Consider the following 21,426-nt stretch of genomic DNA (forward strand, 5'->3'; position numbering starts at 1 on the left):
TAAAAAAGCTGTATTTTAATTATATGGCTGACAAAACACTAAATCAAATTAGAACAACTTTTTTAGATTATTTTGAAAAAAATGATCACAAGATTGTTGAATCTAGTAATTTAGTTCCAAATAATGATCCGACATTAATGTTTGCAAATTCAGGAATGGTACAATTTAAAAATATATTTACTGGATTAGAGAAAAGAGACTATGTAAGAGCAACAACTTCGCAAAAATGTGTAAGGGCAGGTGGTAAGCATAACGACCTTGAAAATGTAGGTTATACACCAAGACACCATACATTTTTTGAAATGCTTGGAAATTTTTCATTTGGAGATTATTTTAAAGAAGAGGCAATTAGTTACGCATGGAATTTAATAACTAAAGAGTTCGGAATTGATAAAAATCGTCTCTATGTAACAGTTTATCATAACGATGAAGAAGCATTTAACTTTTGGAAGAAAATAGCTGGTTTTAGTGATGATAGAATAATCAAGATAGCAACGTCAGATAACTTTTGGTCAATGGGTGATACAGGGCCTTGTGGACCATGTTCTGAAATATTTTATGATCACGGTGATCATCTAGAGGGTGGTTTACCTGGCACTAAAAACGAAGATGGTAATAGGTTTATAGAAATATGGAATTTAGTATTCATGCAATATGAGCAAATTTCAAAAGATAAGAGAATAAATTTACCAAAACCATCTGTGGATACGGGTATGGGTCTTGAGAGAATAGCGGCACTATTACAGGGAACACACGATAACTACGAAACAGATCATTTTAAAAAACTAATACTATCTGCATCTGACACATTAAACGTTAAAGTAACTGATGACAATCAATCAAGCTTTAGAGTAATAGCAGATCATTTACGAGCAAGTTCATTTTTATTAGCAGAAGGAGTTTTACCTTCTAATGAAGGAAGAGGTTATGTTCTAAGAAGAATTATGAGACGTGGAATGAGACACTCACATTTACTTGGTTCTAAAAAACCAGTTTTCTATAATATTTTTAAAACGCTTCTAGAAGAAATGTCTAATAATTATCCAGAACTTGAAAGAGCACAATCTTTAATAAAAGAAACATTAAAAACAGAAGAAGAAAAGTTTTTGGTTTTATTAGATAGAGGGATAAAAATATTAAATGAAGAGCTAGAGAAAGTAGAAAAGATATTGCCTGGTGAAGTGGCATTTAAGCTTTATGATACATTTGGTTTTCCATTAGATTTAACAGAAGATATTTTGAAAAATAAATCAATGACTGTCGATGGGGAGAAGTTTGATTTATTAATGAAAGAAAGTAAAAAATTAGCAAAAAAAAATTGGAAAGGATCAGGGGATAGTTCGGTAGATCAAATTTGGTTTGATATAAAAGATCGTTTAGGGGCAACTGATTTTTTAGGATATTCTACAGATAAAGCAGAAGGTGTAGTCACTTTAATTCTTAAAAATAATAAAGAGGTTCAAGATCTACAAGAAAACGATGAAGGCATTATAATAACAAATCAAACACCATTTTATGGAGAGTCAGGAGGACAAGTTGCAGATACTGGAATAATCTCTAAAGAGGCTTTTGAATTTGAAGTGTCTGATGTTCAAAAAAAATTAGGAGATTTATTTGTTCATTACGGAAAAGTTAAAAGAGGTTCAGTTAAACTAAAAGACAATGTTGAATTAAAAATAGATACACAGAGAAGAAATAATATTAGAGCTTACCATTCTGCCACTCATTTGTTGCACGAAGCATTAAGAAGAGTTTTGGGTGAGCATGTAACCCAAAAAGGATCTTTAGTTCAATCTGATCGATTAAGATTTGATTTTAGTCATATGAAACCTATTTCAGATGAAGAGATTAGAAAAATTGAACATTATGTAAACTCAATAATTGAAAAAAAGTCAGAGGTGAAAACAAGAATAATGACACCTAAAGAAGCTGTTGAAAATGGCGCCCTAGCATTATTTGGGGAAAAATATGGTGATGAAGTTAGAGTTTTGTCTATGGGAGATGAAGAAGGTAAATTTTTCTCAACTGAATTATGTGGAGGAACTCACGTTGTAAACACAGCTGATATTGGAAAATTTAAGATTATTAGCCAATCTTCTATTGCTGCAGGCGTAAGAAGAGTTGAAGCATTAAGAGACGCACAGTTAATTGATTTTTTAAAGGAAAAAGAAAACCAATCCAATTTGTCGGATCAAAAAAATGAGGCAGTTATAAAAGAATTAGAGACAAAGATTATTAAATTAGGAGGAAAACCTAATCTTCAAAACAAGGATCAAGTAACTTTAATAAAAGACCTTAATAGACAATTTGATCAACTTTCAGTTATCTCAATATTAAAAGATAAAGATAAAAATAAAATCAACGATCAAACCATTAATGGATTTAAAGTTAGATTTCAAAATATTATAGATTTACCATTTAAAGATTTACGTAAGCTAATTGATGAAGGCAAAAAAGAAATTGGTGAAGGGTTAGTTGTAATTTATGCAATCAATGATAATAAAGTTGGGTTGGCTGTAGGTGTTACCAAAACATTAGAAAAAAAGTTTGATGCTGTAAAAATTGTTAGAGCTGGTTCAGAAGTTATTGGGGGTAAAGGCGGTGGTGGCAGAGCTGACTTTGCACAAGCTGGAGGAACTTTGCCTGATAAAATTGAAGAGTCTTTTGAAAATATTAAAAAACTAATTAATTAAGCTTTTTCTTAAGCTGACCATCTAATTCATCTAAAAATTGATTAGTCGTTAGATAATTACTTGAGGGCCCAATTAAAATTGCCAAATCTTTTGTCATTGATCCATTTTCAACACAATCAATACAAACTTTTTCTAATGTAGTTGAAAATTTAATCAAATCTTCATTACCATCTAATTTTCCTCTATGTGCCAAACCTCTAGTCCAAGCAAAAATTGAAGCAATTGGATTTGTAGAAGTCTCTTTACCTTCTTGATGCATTCTGTAGTGTCTAGTTACAGTTCCGTGAGCCGCTTCTGCTTCCATAGTTTTTCCATCTGGTGCAAGAAGAACACTTGTCATTAGCCCTAATGATCCATAACCTTGAGCCACAGTATCAGATTGAACATCTCCATCATAATTCTTACAAGCCCAAATATATTTACCACTCCATTTCATAGCACAAGCAACCATGTCATCAATTAGTCTATGCTCATAAGTAATGTTAAGTTTATCAAAATCAGATTTAAACTCTTTATCAAAAATATCTTGGAAGATATCTTTGAACCTACCATCATAAATTTTTAAAATAGTATTTTTAGTAGAAAGATAAACGGGCCATTTTTTAATTATTCCATAGTTAAAGCAAGATCTTGCAAAGTCTTCTATAGATTTATCTAAATTGTACATCGATAAAGCAATTCCTGGTCCAGGAAAGTTAAAGACCTCATATTTAATTTCATCACTGCCATCTTCTGCAGTCCATTTTATTTCCATTTTACCTTTACCGGGTACTTTAAAATCTGTTGCTCTATATTGATCGCCAAAAGCATGTCTTCCAATAATTAAGGGGTCTGTCCAAGTTGGAACAAGTTTTGGAATATTTTTACAAATTATAGGCTCTCTAAAAACTGTGCCTCCAAGAATATTTCGTATCGTTCCGTTTGGAGATCTCCACATTTTTTTTAATTTAAACTCTTCAACTCGTGCTTCATCCGGAGTAATTGTTGCACATTTTATACCAACACTATGTTCTTTAATTGCGTTAGCAGAATCTATTGTTATTTGATCATCGGTATCGTCACGACTTTTCATACCAAGATCGTAGTATTTAATATCCAAATCTAAATAAGGCAAAATCAGTTTACTTTTGATGAATTCCCAAATGACTCTAGTCATCTCATCACCGTCTAGTTCAACAACTGGATTTTTAACCTTTATTTTAGCCATAAATGAATAATATATATTAGTAATTGTAATTTAGTGCTTTATATACATATTAATAAAAAATTATCAAATAGAAGCTTATGTTAGAGAAAATTTTCCCAAAAATTCATTCTGAAGGTTACAAATTTTTAGCGATAGCTATCATTGTAACAATATTTTTATATGTCCTGAGCACTTTTCTAGGATTAATTGGTCTAGTATTATCGATATGGGTTTATTATTTTTTTAGAGATCCAGAGCGAATTTCAATAAATGATGAAAACTATCTAACCAGTCCTGCTGACGGTGAAGTTTTGATGGTCCATGAAGTAGATGGTCCAAAAGAATTAGGTTTAGAAGATAGAAAATTTACTAAGATTAGTATCTTTATGAACGTATTTGACTGTCACGTAAATCGAACTCCTTGTGAAGGTAAAATTTCAGAAATACTTTATAAGCCTGGAAAATTTTTAAATGCATCACTTGATAAAGCAAGTGAAGACAATGAAAGAAACTATTACAAGATAACAAATACTCATGGCGAAGAAATAATAGTTGTTCAAATCGCTGGTTTAATTGCCAGAAGAATTGTTTGCGAATCTTCAAAGGATCAACAATTACAACAAGGTGAAAGAATTGGTATGATTAGATTTGGAAGTAGAGCTGACGTTTATTTTGAGAATTATGAATCGTTAGTTAAAGTTGGACAAAAAACAATTGCTGGTGAAACACTATTAGCTAAAAAGTAGCTTATGGAACAACCAAAAAATAATTTTAAAATAGTATCAGATAAAAAAGCTAGAATGCTTTTGCCTAATGCACTGACATTAATAAATGTGTGTATTGGATTAAGTTCTATTAAATTTGCATTAGATGAAAAGTTTGAATTATCTATTATAGCTATTATTTTTGCCGCAATTTTTGATGCATTAGATGGCAGAGTTGCAAGAATGTTAAAAGGAACTTCTTTAGTTGGAAAAGAATTAGACTCATTGGCGGATTTAATTAGTTTTGGAGTAGCTCCAGCTTTTATAATGTATTTTTGGTCTTTAAATAATTTAGGTAAATTTGGCTGGTTACTCACAATGATTTTTGTAGTTTGTGTTGCCCTTAGACTTGCAAGATTTAATGTAAGTTCAAACTCTGAACCATCATGGAAAGACAATTACTTTGAGGGTGTGCCGTCACCTGCAGGTGGAATTTTGGTATTGATGCCTTTAATATTAAGTCTAAGCGAGATAAATTTAATCAAAATTAATTACGATATAGTAGTACCAATACTGTTTATTTTGATATCATTTTTATTGATCAGTAAAGTACCTACATTTGCATTTAAAAAAATTTCTATTCCTCGTCACTTGACAATTTTTGCATTGTTTGGTGTTGTTTTATTTTTTGGACTTTTATTAATATACACATTTAAAGTTTTGGTCATTTGTGGATTAATCTATATTTGCTTAATTCCAGTTGGATATTTTAGTTATCAAAAAATTTATAAACAGAAAATTTTAAATGGTGAAAGTGACACTAAAGAAGACCTTGAAGACATTCTATAGATGAAAAAAAATGTAATTGTATCTCTGGCAGACTCAAATTACTTTGAATTGCTTAATGAATTGGTCGATTCTATTAAAAGTTTTGAACAAAGCAAAGATACAGCAATTTGCATTTTAGATGCAGGTTTATCCGAGCAACAAAGAAATATATTATCTAAAAAAGTAGATGAAATTAAATCAGCTGAATGGGATATTGATGTTCCAGCATTTAAAGTTAAAGGAAGAGAATGGCTAAAGAGTCAGGTATCTAGAGCTTTCTTACCAAAATATTTTCCTAGTTATGAAAAATTCTTATGGATAGATTGTGACGCTTGGGTAGGGGATTGGAATTCAATAGAGCTTTATTTTAAGGCCTGTGAAAATGGAAAATTAGGAATTACTCAAACCTTTACACCAGGATATAAAATAATGTCTAAAGTTAAATGGATATTTGGACAATTAGCAATAATTAAATCTCAAAATTTTAAACATGCAATAAAGTCAAAAATTGGAATAGATAAAGCGCGGAAGCTTGCTTTTGCTCCACATATTAATATTGGTGTTTTTTCCTTAGAAAAAAATTCAGATGGCTGGACGACTTGGCAAAAAAATTTAGAACAAACACTTAAAGCTGGAAATATTTTTGGTTCAGAACAATTGGCTATTAACATGTCAGTTTACATTGACGATTTAGAAACAGAGTTCCTACCTCATAATTGCAATTGGTTAGTTAGTAATCTTTTACCAAAATTTAATGAAAAAGAAAAAAGCTTTGTGGAGCCTTACTTGCCCAATCATAAACTTGGTATAATACATCTTGCATCAGGTATTTGGGATGGAGATAAAGACATGAGATTACATAGAGAAGTAAAGATAGATATAAAAACTTTAGAGGGTAAAATTTTATTAAAAAGCTTAAGGTTTGGTCGTTAATTGAAAAAAAATAGAATTTCTAAAAACTGGATTAATAAACAAAAAAGAGATATTTATGTTAGACAATCTCAGGTAGACGGGTATCGAGCCAGATCAGCATATAAATTAATAGAAATAGATGAAAAATTTAAGATATTTAAAAATGGAATATCTGTAATCGATTTAGGGGCATCACCTGGTAGCTGGTCTCAATATATTTCAAGAACAGTAAAAAGTGGAAGGTTGGTTTCAATCGACTTAAAAGGTATGGAAGAAATTGAGAATACAATCCAAATCAAAGGTGATTTTACTGATTTAGAATCTCAAGAAAAAATAAAAGCTTTATTCAAATCAAAAGTGGATGTTGTTGTCTCTGATATGGCTGTAAATACAACGGGTATAAAAGATATAGATGCAATTTATACTGGTGAACTTGCAATGGAGGCTATGAATTTTTCCAAAGAAATGTTGGTTAAAGAAGGACGATTTGTCTCTAAGATTTTTCTAGGCTCATCATTTAACGAAATTGTTGCTTTGGGCAAAAAATTATTTAAAGAAGTGAAGGTGTTTAAACCCAAGTCTAGCAGAAAAGAATCTAAGGAAAGTTTTATTATTTGTAAAATCTTAAGATAGGGACTTTTTTTTTGAGGGGAATCATATATAAATGATTATGGATCCTATAAAAGAAGCTCTCACTTTTGACGATGTTACAATGGCACCAAAATACTCAGAAGTTTTACCTTCTGAAGTTGATACCAGCACTAAATTATCATCTAATTTAACATTAAAAATACCTTTATTATCCTCTGCAATGGATACAGTTACTGAGAGTAAAATGGCTATAGCAATAGCTAAAGCAGGAGGCATTGGTGTAATTCATAGAAATTTGGATATTAAAAAACAAGTTGAAGAAATTAAAAAAGTTAAAAAATTAAACTTATTAGTTGGTGCGGCAGTTGGAGCTGGTCCTTTAGAACTTAAAAGAGCAAAAGCAATTTTAAAAGAAAAAGTTGATTTAATTGTTGTGGATACAGCTCATGGACATAGCAAAAAAGTAGCTGAAATTATTAAAGCTATAAAAAAATTAAAAACAAACAAAACAACTCTATGTGCTGGAAATATTGCAACAGCTGAAGCAGCAAAATTTTTAATAAAATTAGGAGTAGATATTATTAAAGTTGGAATAGGGCCAGGATCAATTTGTACGACTAGGCTAGTCGCAGGCATTGGTGTACCACAATTAAGTGCGATCCTTGCAGTTAAAAAAGGTGTTAAAAACAATAAAGTAAAAATAATTTCAGATGGTGGAATTAAATATTCAGGTGATTTAGCTAAAGCATTGTCAGCAGGTGCCGATGCTATAATGATTGGATCTTTGTTTGCAGGAAGCTTAGAAACACCTGGAAAACTAATTAAAAAAAATGGTAAGTTATTTAAAAGTTTTAGAGGAATGGGATCAGTTGGTGCGATGAATAAAGGATCAGCTGATAGATATTTTCAAACCAAACAAAAAGATATATCTAAATATGTTCCAGAAGGAGTAGAAGGTTTTGTGAAATATAAAGGTGATGTGAAAAGTATAATTTATAAATTAATTGGAGGATTAAAATCATCTATGGGATATCTAGGTGCAAAAAAAGTACCAAACCTTAAAAATAAACCAAATTTTGTAAAAATAACTAAGGCTGGTTTTTATGAAAGTATGGTTCATAATGTTGATCAAGTTAAAAATGAGAGCAAGTATTAATGAGAACAATAAATAAATTAATAATTGTCCTATTTATAATTTTAAATTTTGGAAGTTCTTCTTTTGCAGAAAATAACTTTTTTGAAGAAGGAAAAAATAAATACGATGAACAAAAATATGAAGAATCTAAATTTTTATTTCAAAGAAGTATTGTTTTTAACCCTAAGGACAAAGATTCATATTTGTATTTAGCAAAAATTTATAATTTTGAAGAGAACAAAAGAGAAGAACAAAAAAATATAGATACAGTGTTATTACTTGATCCAAAAAATGAAGAAGCAAACTACATGCTTATGGAAATAGAGTTAAAAAGATCTAATTATTCCAAAGTAAAAGAACTAGCAGATAATTTTTCAAAAATTTGCAATAAATTGTGTGATAAGAAAAATTCTATTTTAGAATCCTTAAAGAATTTGGAACCTAAAAATGAGTCTTAGTAATAATTTAAGTAAAATCTTAATAATCGATTTTGGTTCTCAATTTACACAATTAATTGCAAGAAGAGTAAGGGAATTAGGGGTTTTTTCAGAAATTGTAAGTCATAAAAAAATAAAAATAGCTCAAATTACAAAAGATAATATTGCTGGAATAATACTGTCTGGTGGACCTCTTAATGTTTATGAAAATGATAAATTTAAATTTGATAAGAAGATATTAAAACTTGGAATTCCAATCCTGGGTATATGTTTTGGACATCAGATATTGTCAAAACTATTAGGTGGCAAAGTTAAAAAATCAAAACATAGAGAATTTGGTTTAGCCACTATAAACAAAGTATCCAATAGTACTTTAACTAAGAATTTTTTTAATAAAAATAATAGAAGTGATGTTTGGATGAGCCATGCTGATCAAGTATCAAAGATGCCAAAAAATTTTAAAATTATAGCTTCTACAAAAAACTCTAAATTAACAATTATTGAAAATATTAAAGAAAATTTTTATGGTGTACAATTTCACCCTGAAGTAACACACACTAATAAAGGTAAAATTTTATTAAGAAATTTTGTTTTTCTTATTTGTAAAATTAAAAAAAACTGGTCATCAAAAGATCAAAAATTAAAATTAATTAATGAAATTAAAGACCAAGTAGGTGACAACAAAGTAATTTGTGGATTGTCGGGTGGTGTGGATAGTAGTGTGGTTGCACAATTATTAAGCAAAGCAATTGGAAAAAATTTAACTTGTATTTTTGTTAATAATGGCCTTTTAAGAAAAAATGAAGAAATACAAGTAGTTAATACTTTTAAGAAAAAATTAAAAATTAATTTGATTTATGTTAATGCAGAAAAAGAATTTATTAGAAAATTAACAAATGTATCTGATCCTGAAAAAAAACGAAAAATCATTGGTAATCTATTTATTAAAATATTTGAAAGATATGCTAATAGAATTAAGAATGTTAAATTTCTTGCTCAGGGCACTCTTTATCCAGACTTAATTGAAAGTAAATCTGTGACTGGTAGTCAAACTTCAAAAATAAAATCACATCATAATGTAGGGGGCCTTCCTAAAAGAATGAAATTAAAATTAGTAGAACCTCTTAAATTTTTATTTAAAGATGAAGTTAGAAAATTAGGATTAGAACTTAATTTATCTAATGACATAATCTCTAGACATCCATTTCCCGGTCCTGGTCTAGCTATTAGAATGCCCGGTATTATAACCAATGAAAAAATTAAAATTTTAAAAGAGGCTGATTTCTATTTTATAAAAGCTTTAAGAGAGCATGGGTTATATGATAAAATTTGGCAAGCATATGCTGCACTCCTACCAGTAAAAACTGTGGGTGTTATGGGTGATAATCGAACTTACGAACATATTTGTTTGTTAAGAGCAATTACCTCTGAAGATGGAATGACTGCTGATTTTTTTGATTTTCCTAAAGGTTTTATGCAATCAATCTCTAATCAAATTATTAATAATATTAGAGGTATAAACAGAGTTGTTTATGATGTTACTTCAAAACCACCTAGTACCATTGAATTAGAGTAATACTTTACTATAGAGTACATAATATTATGAAATATTTACACACCATGATCAGAATCTCAGACGTGGAAAAATCATTAGATTTCTACTGTAAGGGATTAGGTTTAATTGAAACTAGAAGAATGGAAAATGAGCAAGGTAGATTTACCTTAATTTTTCTAGCAGCACCTGGCGATGAAAAAGCCGAACTAGAGCTAACCTACAATTGGGATGGTGATGAGTTAGGTGATGGATCTCGTAATTTTGGTCACTTAGCATACCGTGTTGAAAATATTTATCAAACTTGTGAGAGACTTCAAGATATGGGATATACAATTAATAGACCACCTAGAGACGGTCATATGGCATTTGTCAGATCTCCAGACAATATTTCTATAGAAATCTTACAAGAGGGTAATTTAGAAATTAAAGAACCTTGGGCCTCAATGAAAAATGAAGGTGTTTGGTAAAAAATGAATAAAAAAATCTTAAACTTTATTAAAAAAAAAAATAAAACTAAAATTATAAGTCTTACTGCTTACTCTAAAAATATAGCATCAATAATAGATAGACACTGTGACCTTGTATTGGTAGGCGACTCCCTTGGCTCTGTACTTTATAGTTTTTCTTCTACAAAAAAAGTGACATTGGATATGATGATTGAACATTCTAAAAGTGTAAGAATGGGTGTTAAAAAAAGTTTAATGGTAGTAGACATGCCTCATAACACTTACCGTAACTCAAAAGAAGCCTTAAGTAATGCAAAAAAAATAATCTCTAAAACGAAGTGTGATGCAATCAAGCTTGAGGGGGGTAAAAAAGTAATTCAAATAATTAAAACTTTAATTAAGAATAAAATTCCTGTGATGGGGCATCTTGGTGTTCTACCGCAATCTGCAACAAATTTTAAATTTAAAGGAAAAGAAATAGCAGAAAGAAAAATTATTTTAAGAGATTCTAAACTTTTAGAAGATGCTGGTGTATTTTCAATAGTTTTAGAGTGTGTTGAAAGCTCGTTAGCAAAAGAAATTACTAAAACTGTTAAAGTTCCTACAATTGGAATTGGGGCATCAGTACATTGTGATGGTCAAGTTTTAGTTACTGACGACTTGATAGGTCTGAATAAAATTAAAGCTAGATTTGTGAAAAGGTATTCAAATATTGAAAAACAAATAAATGATGCTGCACTAAAATTTAAGAAAGATGTAATTAGAAGTAAGTTTCCTACTAAAAAACATTCATATTAAATTAAAAATATTGTTTGAATGTTTCGTTAATTGATAAGACGCCATAATCATTTAAACCACCAATTATTAGTTGAAGAGCTACAATTAAAATAAAACCTAACCCTACATAGGCTATCCATAAGTTTTTTTGAATATAATTAGCTAAATAAGTAGCTAATGCTCCAGTTAATACTACAGATAAAACAAGACCAAATATCATGAAACCAAAATGACCTTTTGCAGCACCAACTACCCCAATAACGTTATCAAAACTTATTGTAATATCTGCAAATAAAACTTTATAAATACTTTTTACAAATGAAGGTTCTGTTGATTTTTTTACTGGTGATTTAATCTTATTCTTCATTTCAACTAAATCTTTCCTTAAATCATTAACAATCCAAATTAGAAGTAGTCCACCTAAAATTTTAATATAATAAAATTCAAATAAGTAAGTAGCAAAAAGAGCAAAAATAATTTTAAAAACTAAAGCTCCAGCTACACCCCAGAGAATTATTTGCTTTCTATTTTTTGGTACAAAGTTAGCAGCAATTAATCCAATGATAATAGCATTATCAGCAGCTAAGATGATATCAATAAAGATGATTTGGGTTAAAATTATGAATTCTTCGATCAAGAGTTTTTTATAATATCAATTTATAATAATTCAATTAAAAAAATTATAAAAAAAAGGCGACCATGTTAATGATCGCCTTTAATAGTATTAGTCTAAATTATTTTTGAGACCAAGTTGGCATTGGGTATTGCAGTTTACATGCTGCTAGCTCAAATGGATAAACTGTACAGTATTTTCCATCTTGCACTTGCATCAAAATACCTCTTGTCTTTTCATTTTGTCCATCAGCACCAAATTTAATACCTCTGTAAGGAACGATAAGAGAGTCAGATGACATATCTAAATCTACCAATGCTTGTCTAATTTTTTCTGGGTCTGTTGATCCAGCATTATTAATTGCATTAGCTAATGCCATAAAACCAGTAAATGCTCTAGCAGGTACATCTGATAAATCTCTTCCACCAGAATGTGTCTTAAATATTTCATTTACAGTTCCAATCATTGGAATTGTAGTAGCCAAGTCAGTGTTGAAAGGAGATCTTGTAATTACACCTTCAGCTTTGCTTCCCATGGTAGCTATAAATTTTGGATCAGTATAACCAGCATTTTGAGCAACTAAAAGTTTAGGATTATAATCAAGTTCTTTAGCTGTGTTTAAAAATAAGTAAGCATCAGCGGTATAAGAAGATGGCAATAAAACATCAGGGTTTTTTGCTTTTAATCTTTGTACTTCAGAACTTAAAGAAGTTGTTTTTGCTTTATAGCTAATTTTCTCGACAACTTTATAACCTTTGTCTTTAGCCATTGTGTTTTGTGTTCCACCACTATCAGCTCCCCAAAGAGTATCTTCATGAATAATTCCAAGTGTCTTTAACTTATTACCATTCTTAGTGTTAAAATCGTCCATAAATTCAAACATCAATTGAGTAAACTCACCATCATGTGGTGTTACTCTAAAGAAATATTTAAACCCTCTTGTAGTTAATTTTGGTGAAGTCGACTCACCATTAACCCAAGGTATACCAGCTCTTTCAGATACTTGACTTGCTGCACCTGTTACAGATGAGTAGTAAGCACCAAACATTGCATGAACTTTATCAGAGTTTAACATTTTCTCTGTTTCACCAACTCCAATATCTGGTTTTCCACCATGATCACCAACAACAATTGAAATTTTTCCACCACCTAAACCTTTTAGGCCAGCATCTTTTGCTAAAGGCATACCAGGAATATTATGGCTGTTGTTTATAATATCTAAAGCAGTTTGAACTGCTGCTACGGCATCTTTTCCAACCTGAGCAACAGGCCCAGTTAATGGATAAAGTACTCCAATTTTAACATTTTCTGCAGCACTAATTGTAGGCGCACAAACTAATGATAAAAAAGTAAATACTGAAAGTATTATTTTTTTCATTTATTTTCCCTCATATTTGTTTTTTTTAAAAATATAATCTAATACTATATATGATATCAATTCAATGACTTACTATTCAGCAAACAGTATAAAATTTATAAAAAATAAATGACATCTGAAATAATCTTACAAGCAATGGTGACAGGATTAATGATGGGTTTAATTTATGCATTAATTGCTGCTGGGTTAAGTTTAATTTTTGGATTAATGGATATAGTAAATTTTGCTCATGGTGAACATTTGATGTTATCGATGTTTTCATCATTTTGGTTATGGTCTTTATTTGGGTTAGATCCAATTTTTTCAATTCCAATTACAATTTTATTAATGGCTTTTTGCGGAGTGCTAACTCATTATTTTTTGATTAGATATATATTGAAAGCCAAAATGCTAATCCAGATTTGTGCAACATTTGGATTATCAATATTCATTAGATCAATTGCACAGTTTTTATGGACACCAGATTTTAGAAATATTGACAAACCATTATTAGAAGGAAGATTAGAAATTTCAGGAATGTTTATTGGACAGCCTCAACTAATTGCTAGTTTAGTATGTTTGGTTGCTTTTATTCTTCTTTATCTATTCGTAACAAAAACTGAAACTGGTTTAGCACTACAGGCAACAGCACAAGACAGGCATGCAGCTGAAATTTTAGGTATACCATCTGATAAAATGTTTGCTATCGGTTGGGCAATAGGACTTGGTTGTGTTGGTGTTGCTGGAGGAATGATGGCTAATTATTTTTTTATCTTTACTGACGTAGGAATAAATTTTGCACTATTTGCATTTGTTGCAGTGGCATTAGGAGGCTTTGGAAGTATTATAGGGTGTTTGTATGCAGGAATTATTATTGGATTAGTTGAATCATTAGGTGGTTTGCTGATAGATCCATCATTTAAGCTTTTATATGTTTTTGCAATTTATCTATTAGTTGTAATTTTTAGACCACAAGGTTTGTTTGGAAGGTATTAATTATGGATAAATTATTAATAGCTAAATCTGAACCTCTCTGGAATACAGACAAAAGAATAATATCTTTAATTAGTAGTCTAATTGTATTGTTATTCGCTTTACCTCATTTTGGATTGAATTCTTTCTACCTTCATTTAATGATAATGATTTTTATGCACGCAGTTATGGCTCAATCTTGGAATGTAATTGCAGGTTTTTCAGGACAAATCAGTTTAGGTCATGGAGCTTTTTTTGGAATTGGAGCCTATGCAACATCATTTCTGTATGTTCAGTATGGTATATCCCCATGGATAAGTATTTTTCTTGGAATGATTGTTTCAGGAGTTGCTGCAGTTTTAATTGGCATCCCAATGTTAAGACTTAGTGGGCATTATTTTGCAATCGCTACTTTATTAATTGGAATTAGTTTTCAAGTTATATTTCAAAGGTGGGAGTGGGTAGGTGCAGCATCAGGAGTATGGGTTCCTATGACCTCAGGAGACTCTTTGTTGGCTCTTCAATTTCATAGTAGCAAAATGCCTTACTATTATATTTTTTTAGTATTTTTTATAATTACATTTTTTTTAGTATGGCTCTTAAGTAGATCAAAATTAGGTTACAGATTAAGAGCTGTAAGAGATGATCCACAGGCTGCATTAAGTTTGTGTATTAATGTTTCTAATTATAAAATCATAGCCTATGTAATCTCAGCAATGATAATGGCACCAATGGGAAGTTTATTTGCTCAGTACATACTTATTATTGATCCAGATAGAGTTTTTAATATAGAAATTTCAATTATTGTTTTATTGATTACAGTCCTTGGCGGGATTGGAAATGTTTGGGGCCCGATTGTGGGTGCAGCTATACTTATTCCAATTTCAGAATATTCTAGAATTTATTTAGGTGGAACTGGTGGGGCTGTAGACTTAATTCTCTATGGTTTAATTCTAATGCTAATTTGCATTTTTAGACCAGAGGGACTTATATCTTTTTTTCCAAAAAATATTTTAGAAAGAAAAAAACAAAGATGAAGATTTTATCTGTAGAAAATTTAAGTAGATCTTTTGGAGGTATAAAAGCCAATAATGATATTTCTTTTGAGGTTATAGAAGGTACAATTTTGGGAGTAATAGGACCCAATGGTGCAGGCAAATCTACTTTGTTTGATTTAATTACTGGCTATACAAAAACTGATAATGGTAAAGTTAGTTTCTTTAATAAAGATATATCAGGCTTAAGTCCTGATAAAATTAGTAGCTTGGGTATTGGAAGAACTTTTCAAAAATTAAAACCGTTTGCAGATCAAACATTATTAGAAAATGTAATGATTGGCTCTTTTGTTAAAGAAGATAATATTAAAAAAGCAAGGGATAAAGCATTAGAAATAATAGATTTTGTTGATCTTATAGAAAAGAGACATCATTTTGCTAGAGAGCTTTCGACAGGTCAAAGAAAAAGATTAGAAATGGCAAGAGCAATGGCAATTGAACCAAAACTACTATTGATGGACGAAGTTACTGGAGGTGTTGATCAAAAAACTATTCCAGGTTTAGTTGAGTTAATTAAAAAACTTAAAAAATCTGGCGTAACAATAATTACCATTGAGCATAATATTAATATTATAATGGAAATTTCTGACAATATTCTAGCGCTAGATCAGGGTAAAAGAATTGCATATGGTACACCAAAAGAAATTCAACAAAATGAAGAAGTAATAGACTCATATTTAGGAACTGTTGATGCTACTTGATATAAAAAATATTGATGTTTTATATGATGATTTTCAAGTTATTTGGGATGTATCAATAAATGTAGATAATGGAGAAATGGTTGCTCTTTTAGGACCTAATGGATCTGGCAAAAGTACAATTTTAAATACAATTAGTAATCTAGTTAGTCATAAGAATGGAAGCATACATTTTAAAAATAATCTAATTTCTGAAATCCCAACTTTCAAAAGAACTGAATTAGGAATTTCTCATGTTCTTGAGAGACGAAGAGTATTTCCACATCTTACTGTTATGCAAAACCTTATTCTTGGTGCTTGGCACCCTAAAGCAAAAGAAAAATTAAGTAGTTCTTTATCTAAAGTTTATAAAATTTTTCCAAAATTAGAATCTAGATCAAGCCAGTTAGCTCACACTATGTCTGGTGGTGAACAGCAAATGCTTGCTATAGCAAGAGGCTTGATGGGACTTCCAAAACTTTTGATGGTAGATGAACCATTTTTAGGATTATCACCTCTAGTAGTGAAAGATTTAATAAAAATATTCAAAAATGTGGTTAGTGAAGGAATATCAATTCTTTTTGTTGAACAAAATGTAAGATTGGCACTAAGCATGGCTGATAGGGGTTATGTTCTTGAGAGTGGAAGGTTGGTTATTAGTGGTAAATCTAATGAATTAATTAATAACGAAAAAGTTAAGAAGGTTTTTTTAGGGAACTAGTTATAAAGCTGCCAAATCATTATTTAATTTATCCGTAATAAGCATTTTTCCTGGAGCATGTGTTATACAAAAGTCTGGTTTTGAATCTTGTAAAACAGATTGAGGTGTTACGCCACAAGCCCAAAATACAGGAATTTCATTATTTTTAAATGCCTTAGGAGGATCGCCGTATTCAGGATTCATTATATCTTTTATTCCAATTTCTGATGGGTCACCTAAATGAATAGGAGCACCATGAACTGCTGGGAACCTAGAACTAATTTGAATTGATCTAATAGCATCTTTTGAATTTAAAGGTCTCATAGAAACAACCAACTTTCCTGAGAACTGTCCTGCTGGCTCACAATCTATTGAAGTTCGATACATTGGAACAATAGTATCATTTTCAATATGCTGGATAGGTATTCCTGCCTCAATTAATGGTAACTCAAAAGACATAGAGCATCCTAAAACAAATGTCGTTAAATCTTCATTCCAATATTTTTTGATGTCATATGGTTCATCAATAATTTTTCCTTTTTCCCATATTCTATATTGAGGAACATCAGTCCTAATATCAATATCCCCTAAATCTTTTAATGATGGATCTCCTTTTGTACCAAACCCTATTAAAGGGCATGGTTTAGGATTTTTTTGACAAAATGATGCAAAATCCATTGCATATTTGCTGGGCAATATACAAAGATTTCCCTGTACATATTTATTAGCAGTTCCTGCTGTTTGATTTCTGTACTCATTTTTTCTAATAACCTTTCTTGCTTCAATTGGATTTTTAATATCGAGCATAAATTTAATATTTAGATTTTTTAGTTCCTTCAATTATTTCTTTTAGTTCATCAAACTCTTCACAGTTACAGGTTTTTAAAACTTCTAACCTTTCTTTAGCCATATCTATTCGGTTTGTAACTACATAAAGCTCACCAAGGTACTCATTTATTCCATTATGATTAGGTTCAATTTCTAGGCCTTGTAAGTAAAATTTCTCACCTTTTTCATAATCTCCAAGTTTTCTAGTAGTAAAACCTAAATAATTTAAAGTATCTGCCTGTAATGGTTTTTTATCATTAGATTTTAAAAGAAGTTTCTGTGCTTTAGCATATCTTTCTTGTGCTTTTTCGATTTTTCCTTTTTTTTCATATTTTTTAGCAGCTTCAATTAAATTTTTTGCTTTTGTGTAGTCTGAAGCTTTAGGAGTAGAATCGCTATCACTGCTACTTCCTGCTGCAAATGAATTATTAGTGAGTGCTATAATTATTAGTAAAGTATAAATAAGTTTTTTCATATTTTAATTAAATTTATCCATTTTATTTAAAGGTTTTAGTTCTAAGCCATTATCAACCAAATTATTCCTGATAGATTTTGCAGTTGCCAATGAGCTTTCATTGTCACCATGTATACAAACCGAGTCAATCTCACAAGGTATCTGTTTACCACTGAGACAATTTATTGCCTGATTTTTAACCATACTCAACACATGATTTTTTGCTAATTCAGGGTCAGTGATTAAAGCGTTTGGTTTACTTCTAGAAATTAAATTTCCATTATCTTCATAATTTCTATCTGCAAAAATTTCACAAGCTATTTTCAAACCATTTTTCTTAGCAGCAACTTCCATTTGCGAACCTGTTGGTACCAGATAAATAATATCTTTATTAATCTCTTTAATGGCCACAGCTAGAGTTGTGGCTAATTCCAGATCTTCACAAGCCATATTATTAAGAGCGCCATGTGGTTTAATATGAGTAACATTTTCATTATATTTTTGAGCAATTTTTTGTAATATTTCATATTGGTCGAAAATTAGTTTTTTTATTTCTAAGGAACTTAAATTCATTCTTTTTCTTCCAAAGTTTTCAGGGTCATTAAATGATGGATGGGCACCTAAACTAACACCATTTTTTTTTGAAATTTGAATAACCATCTCCATTGTTTTTTCATCACCTGCATGGTAGCCACATGCAATGTTGGCAGAGTTTACAATATTAAGTAATTCTGGATCATTCTTGATAGAATGAAACTTAGATTTTTCTCCTAAATCACAATTGATATTAATTTCCATACTCTTTAGTCTGGAGTATAACATGACATGGTTAAAAATATATCAAATCTTGGTGATGCAGCGGTATATTGTGATTTTGGCTCAGAAGTTAATGAAGCAATAAATTCAAGCGTCATAGATTACTTTCACCATATATCAAAATTAATAAAAGATAAAAAGATCGAAGGAATAACTAACTTAACACCTTCTTATAATAAATTAATTGTTAGTTTTGATTTGACTGTAACCAACTATAAAAAAATTAAAAATTTTATAGAAGGCTTAACTATTAATAGAGATATTAAAAACAATAATCAAAAAATTAAGATTCCAGTCTGTTGTGACGATGAGTATGGATTAGATTTTTTAAGGCTAATTGAAAAATTGAATATAGATAAAGATAAAATATTAGAACTGTATTTTGGCAAAGAATATTTTTGTTATATGACTGGTTTTATTGCTGGAATGCCTTTTTTAGGAGATCTAAATGAAAATATTAGGTGTGATCGATTAGAAACACCAAGAGTAAAGATGCCAAAAGGATCGGTAGGAATAACAGAACAATTTGCAAATATTTATACTTTTGAAAGCCCTGGTGGTTGGAATATAATTGGCAACACCCCGAAGAAAATTTTTGATGATAAAAATTTAGATAAACCAGCCCTAGTTAATCCAGGTGATAAAGTAAGTTTTTATCAAATAACAAAAGAAGAATATTTAAATTGGAATGAATAAAGCATATTTTGAAATTTTAAGGGCAGGTGTTAACACTACCATTCAAGATAAAGGCAGAAATCACTTATATCATATCGGTATTGCAGTAAGTGGAGCAATTGATCAAAGAAATTATACATTATCAAATAGACTAGTTGAAAATCAATTAGATGAGCCTGTATTAGAGTTTGCATACCAAGGCCCTCTTTTAAAGTTAAAGAATGGAAAAATTAATTTTGCAATATCTGGAGATATTTTTTTTAAAATCATTAGAAAGAATTTAGAGGTTGAAGATGGTGAGTGTTACAAAAGTTATATTTTAAATGAAGAGGATCAAATAGATATAATATCAACCAAAAATTCTACGTATGGATATTTAGCTGTTAATGGTGGCTTTGATCTAGAAAAAACCTGGGGCAGTTATTCCATAAATACTAAAGCAAATATTGGACCAAATAATGGAAAAAAATATTCCATAAATGATAAAATTTTTATTAAAAAAATTGATACCAAAAGTGCAATGAACAAAAAAATAAATTATGATTATTCTACTGATAATATCATTAGAATTATTAAGGGTACAAATTTTGACTATTTTTCTAAGGATGCAATAGATAAATTTTTTAATGAAGATTTTTTAATCACAAACCTTGTTGATAGAATGGGAATAAGATTAAAAGGTCCAAAATTAGAAAATATAGAAAACACCAATATCAAATCAGAAGGTTTGGTAAGAGGAGTTATTCAAGTACCAGCTGATGGTAATCCAATAATAATGTTATCTGATCATGGAACAGTTGGAGGATATCCAAAGATTGGAGTAGTTATTACTGCTGATCTTGATTTAGTTGGGCAATTAACTCCTGGAACAAAAATAAACTTTAAGGAAGTAAGTCTTGAAGAAGCTCAGAATATATTTAAAGCATACACAGAAGATACAAATAAATATTTAAATGAATGTAATTAATAAAATTCCAGGTCCTATATTAGTTTTTATGGGAGCCTGCTGCTTAAGCTTTGGAGGCTTAATTGTTAAATCATTTGAAGGATCAACCTTATGGCAAATATTATTTTGGAGATCTTTATTTTTTTCGCTAACAGTCTTACTTTTTTTAATAATTACTTATAAAAAAAAATTATTTAAAGCGTTTTACGATTCAGGTTTACCAGGACTTATTGGTGGAGTTATTTTATCATTTGGTTTTTGTGGGTACGTCTTTGCGATGTATAATACAACTGTTGCCAATACTAATTTTATTATTTCGACGCAAATACTCTTTTTAGCAATATTTGGTTATTTATTTTTAAAAGAAACAATCTCATCTATCACCTTAGCTTCAATTATTTTAGCAATTACGGGTGTCCTATTAATGGTAGGTAATTCTTTATCACCAGGAGAGATGTCTGGAAACTTAGCGGCTTTTAGCATGCCAATTACATTTGCAGTCTTAATTATAATTGTTAGAAAATTTCCTACAGTTGACATGGTGCCAGCTCAATTTATAGCTGGTGTGAGTTCATGCTTTATTGGATTTTTATTATCTGAGAAGCTTATGATTTCTTCACATGATATATTTTTAGGTTTTACAGCAGGTTTTTTCCAAGTAGGATTTGGTTTTATATTTATAACTATGGGTGCACGTAGTACACCATCTGCAATGGTTGGTATAATCATGTTATCCGAATCTGTGTTGGGGCCAATGTGGGCTTTTTTATTTGCAGCTGAACGACCTTCTTTATTTACTTTAATCGGAGGAGGAGTAATTCTTTTTGCAGTATTATTGCAATTTTACTCACTACTTTTTTCAAATAAAAAAGAAAAAATTATTAATTGACTCTGTTACATATCTGGTAGATTATTCTTATATACGGGAGAGACTACAAACAATCGTAGCGCCGAAGGAGCAACCACCCAGGAATCTCTCAGGCAAAAGGACCGTAACATATTAACTCTGGAAAGAGATTAAGTTCTCGCCGACGGAATAAAACTCTCAGGCAAACATACAGATGGGTAC

The 21,426-nt window shown here is 30.2% G+C and carries 23 protein-coding genes and 1 riboswitch; of the genes, 17 read left to right on the forward strand and 6 right to left on the reverse strand.

Going from position 1 to position 21,426, the window contains the following annotated elements; genetic code table 11:
* Positions 1-23: 23 nt before the first annotated feature.
* A complete protein-coding gene (alaS, locus tag SAR11_RS03260) occupies positions 24-2,693 on the forward strand; it encodes an alanine--tRNA ligase (protein WP_011281834.1) in 2,670 nt (889 codons plus the stop codon).
* On the opposite strand, the gene SAR11_RS03265 is transcribed toward alaS, so the two are convergent.
* On the reverse strand, positions 2,686-3,900 hold the full coding sequence (locus tag SAR11_RS03265) for an NADP-dependent isocitrate dehydrogenase (RefSeq protein WP_006997261.1): 1,215 nt from the start codon (positions 3,898-3,900) through the stop codon (positions 2,686-2,688). The genes alaS and SAR11_RS03265 overlap by 8 nt on opposite strands.
* Positions 3,901-3,977: 77 nt before the next feature.
* Between SAR11_RS03265 and SAR11_RS03270 the strand changes: the two genes are divergently transcribed.
* The 9 genes from SAR11_RS03270 to panB are packed head-to-tail and all read left to right on the forward strand — an operon-like array spanning position 3,978 to position 11,285.
* The gene (locus tag SAR11_RS03270; protein WP_011281835.1) at positions 3,978-4,625 is read left to right on the forward strand and encodes a phosphatidylserine decarboxylase; all 648 of its coding nucleotides are present in this window, start codon (positions 3,978-3,980) and stop codon (positions 4,623-4,625) included.
* A 3-nt stretch (positions 4,626-4,628) separates the two neighbouring features.
* Positions 4,629-5,432 (forward strand): CDP-diacylglycerol--serine O-phosphatidyltransferase, encoded by an 804-nt coding sequence (pssA, locus tag SAR11_RS03275; protein WP_006997259.1) that lies wholly within the window; start codon positions 4,629-4,631, stop codon positions 5,430-5,432.
* The gene (locus SAR11_RS03280) at positions 5,433-6,344 is read left to right on the forward strand and encodes a glycosyltransferase (protein WP_011281836.1); all 912 of its coding nucleotides are present in this window, start codon (positions 5,433-5,435) and stop codon (positions 6,342-6,344) included.
* Positions 6,345-6,956, forward strand: a complete 612-nt coding sequence (locus SAR11_RS03285; protein WP_006997257.1) for an RlmE family RNA methyltransferase — start codon at positions 6,345-6,347, stop codon at positions 6,954-6,956.
* 37 nt (positions 6,957-6,993) lie between these two features.
* On the forward strand, positions 6,994-8,070 hold the full coding sequence (gene guaB / locus SAR11_RS03290; protein ID WP_011281837.1) for an IMP dehydrogenase: 1,077 nt from the start codon (positions 6,994-6,996) through the stop codon (positions 8,068-8,070).
* Entirely contained in the window at positions 8,070-8,507 is a 438-nt protein-coding gene (locus tag SAR11_RS03295) for a tetratricopeptide repeat protein (RefSeq protein WP_006997255.1), read from the forward strand. Before guaB ends, SAR11_RS03295 begins: the two co-directional genes overlap by 1 nt.
* A complete protein-coding gene (gene guaA, locus SAR11_RS03300; protein WP_011281838.1) occupies positions 8,497-10,062 on the forward strand; it encodes a glutamine-hydrolyzing GMP synthase in 1,566 nt (521 codons plus the stop codon). The genes SAR11_RS03295 and guaA overlap by 11 nt, the downstream gene beginning before the upstream one ends.
* A 26-nt stretch (positions 10,063-10,088) precedes the next feature.
* Complete coding sequence (locus SAR11_RS03305; protein ID WP_011281839.1) at positions 10,089-10,508, forward strand: VOC family protein; 420 nt, start codon at positions 10,089-10,091, stop codon at positions 10,506-10,508.
* 3 nt (positions 10,509-10,511) lie between these two features.
* Entirely contained in the window at positions 10,512-11,285 is a 774-nt protein-coding gene (gene panB / locus SAR11_RS03310; protein ID WP_011281840.1) for a 3-methyl-2-oxobutanoate hydroxymethyltransferase, read from the forward strand.
* 1 nt (position 11,286) lies between these two features.
* On the opposite strand, the gene SAR11_RS03315 is transcribed toward panB, so the two are convergent.
* Both SAR11_RS03315 and SAR11_RS03320 read right to left on the reverse strand, forming a co-directional pair.
* Positions 11,287-11,901: a YjbE family putative metal transport protein gene (locus SAR11_RS03315; RefSeq protein ID WP_006997251.1), complete on the reverse strand. Its 615-nt coding sequence runs from the start codon at positions 11,899-11,901 to the stop codon at positions 11,287-11,289.
* A 97-nt stretch (positions 11,902-11,998) separates the two neighbouring features.
* Entirely contained in the window at positions 11,999-13,255 is a 1,257-nt protein-coding gene (locus SAR11_RS03320) for an ABC transporter substrate-binding protein (protein WP_011281841.1), read from the reverse strand.
* Between the two features lie 108 nt (positions 13,256-13,363).
* Here SAR11_RS03320 and SAR11_RS03325 point away from each other — a divergent pair, with 108 nt between their 5' ends.
* The 4 genes from SAR11_RS03325 to SAR11_RS03340 are packed head-to-tail and all read left to right on the forward strand — an operon-like array spanning position 13,364 to position 16,659.
* On the forward strand, positions 13,364-14,230 hold the full coding sequence (locus SAR11_RS03325) for a branched-chain amino acid ABC transporter permease (protein WP_020169177.1): 867 nt from the start codon (positions 13,364-13,366) through the stop codon (positions 14,228-14,230).
* 2 nt (positions 14,231-14,232) lie between these two features.
* On the forward strand, positions 14,233-15,243 hold the full coding sequence (locus tag SAR11_RS03330) for a branched-chain amino acid ABC transporter permease (protein ID WP_011281843.1): 1,011 nt from the start codon (positions 14,233-14,235) through the stop codon (positions 15,241-15,243).
* On the forward strand, positions 15,240-15,962 hold the full coding sequence (locus tag SAR11_RS03335) for an ABC transporter ATP-binding protein (RefSeq protein WP_011281844.1): 723 nt from the start codon (positions 15,240-15,242) through the stop codon (positions 15,960-15,962). Before SAR11_RS03330 ends, SAR11_RS03335 begins: the two co-directional genes overlap by 4 nt.
* Positions 15,952-16,659 carry an ABC transporter ATP-binding protein gene (locus SAR11_RS03340; protein WP_011281845.1) on the forward strand — a complete coding sequence of 236 codons (708 nt, stop codon included), beginning with the start codon at positions 15,952-15,954 and terminating at the stop codon, positions 16,657-16,659. Before SAR11_RS03335 ends, SAR11_RS03340 begins: the two co-directional genes overlap by 11 nt.
* On the opposite strand, the gene SAR11_RS03345 is transcribed toward SAR11_RS03340, so the two are convergent.
* Genes SAR11_RS03345 through SAR11_RS03355 form a run of 3 tightly spaced genes read right to left on the reverse strand, consistent with a single transcriptional unit; the run spans position 16,660 to position 18,718 of the window.
* On the reverse strand, positions 16,660-17,445 hold the full coding sequence (locus SAR11_RS03345; RefSeq protein ID WP_011281846.1) for a putative hydro-lyase: 786 nt from the start codon (positions 17,443-17,445) through the stop codon (positions 16,660-16,662).
* Positions 17,446-17,449: 4 nt separating this feature from the next.
* Positions 17,450-17,941, reverse strand: a complete 492-nt coding sequence (locus SAR11_RS03350) for a tetratricopeptide repeat protein (RefSeq protein ID WP_011281847.1) — start codon at positions 17,939-17,941, stop codon at positions 17,450-17,452.
* Positions 17,942-17,944: 3 nt separating this feature from the next.
* On the reverse strand, positions 17,945-18,718 hold the full coding sequence (locus tag SAR11_RS03355) for a 5-oxoprolinase subunit PxpA (protein WP_230470845.1): 774 nt from the start codon (positions 18,716-18,718) through the stop codon (positions 17,945-17,947).
* Positions 18,719-18,745: 27 nt separating this feature from the next.
* Between SAR11_RS03355 and SAR11_RS03360 the strand changes: the two genes are divergently transcribed.
* Genes SAR11_RS03360 through SAR11_RS03370 form a run of 3 tightly spaced genes read left to right on the forward strand, consistent with a single transcriptional unit; the run spans position 18,746 to position 21,246 of the window.
* Positions 18,746-19,432, forward strand: a complete 687-nt coding sequence (locus SAR11_RS03360) for an allophanate hydrolase subunit 1 (RefSeq protein ID WP_011281849.1) — start codon at positions 18,746-18,748, stop codon at positions 19,430-19,432.
* Positions 19,425-20,378, forward strand: a complete 954-nt coding sequence (locus SAR11_RS03365; RefSeq protein ID WP_011281850.1) for a biotin-dependent carboxyltransferase family protein — start codon at positions 19,425-19,427, stop codon at positions 20,376-20,378. The genes SAR11_RS03360 and SAR11_RS03365 overlap by 8 nt, the downstream gene beginning before the upstream one ends.
* Positions 20,365-21,246: a DMT family transporter gene (locus tag SAR11_RS03370; RefSeq protein ID WP_011281851.1), complete on the forward strand. Its 882-nt coding sequence runs from the start codon at positions 20,365-20,367 to the stop codon at positions 21,244-21,246. The genes SAR11_RS03365 and SAR11_RS03370 overlap by 14 nt, the downstream gene beginning before the upstream one ends.
* 24 nt (positions 21,247-21,270) lie before the next feature.
* Positions 21,271-21,360: riboswitch (glycine riboswitch) on the forward strand.
* Positions 21,361-21,426: the final 66 nt, after the last annotated feature.

This window comes from Candidatus Pelagibacter ubique HTCC1062, from assembly GCF_000012345.1.
Lineage (GTDB): Bacteria > Pseudomonadota > Alphaproteobacteria > Pelagibacterales > Pelagibacteraceae > Pelagibacter > Pelagibacter ubiqueversans.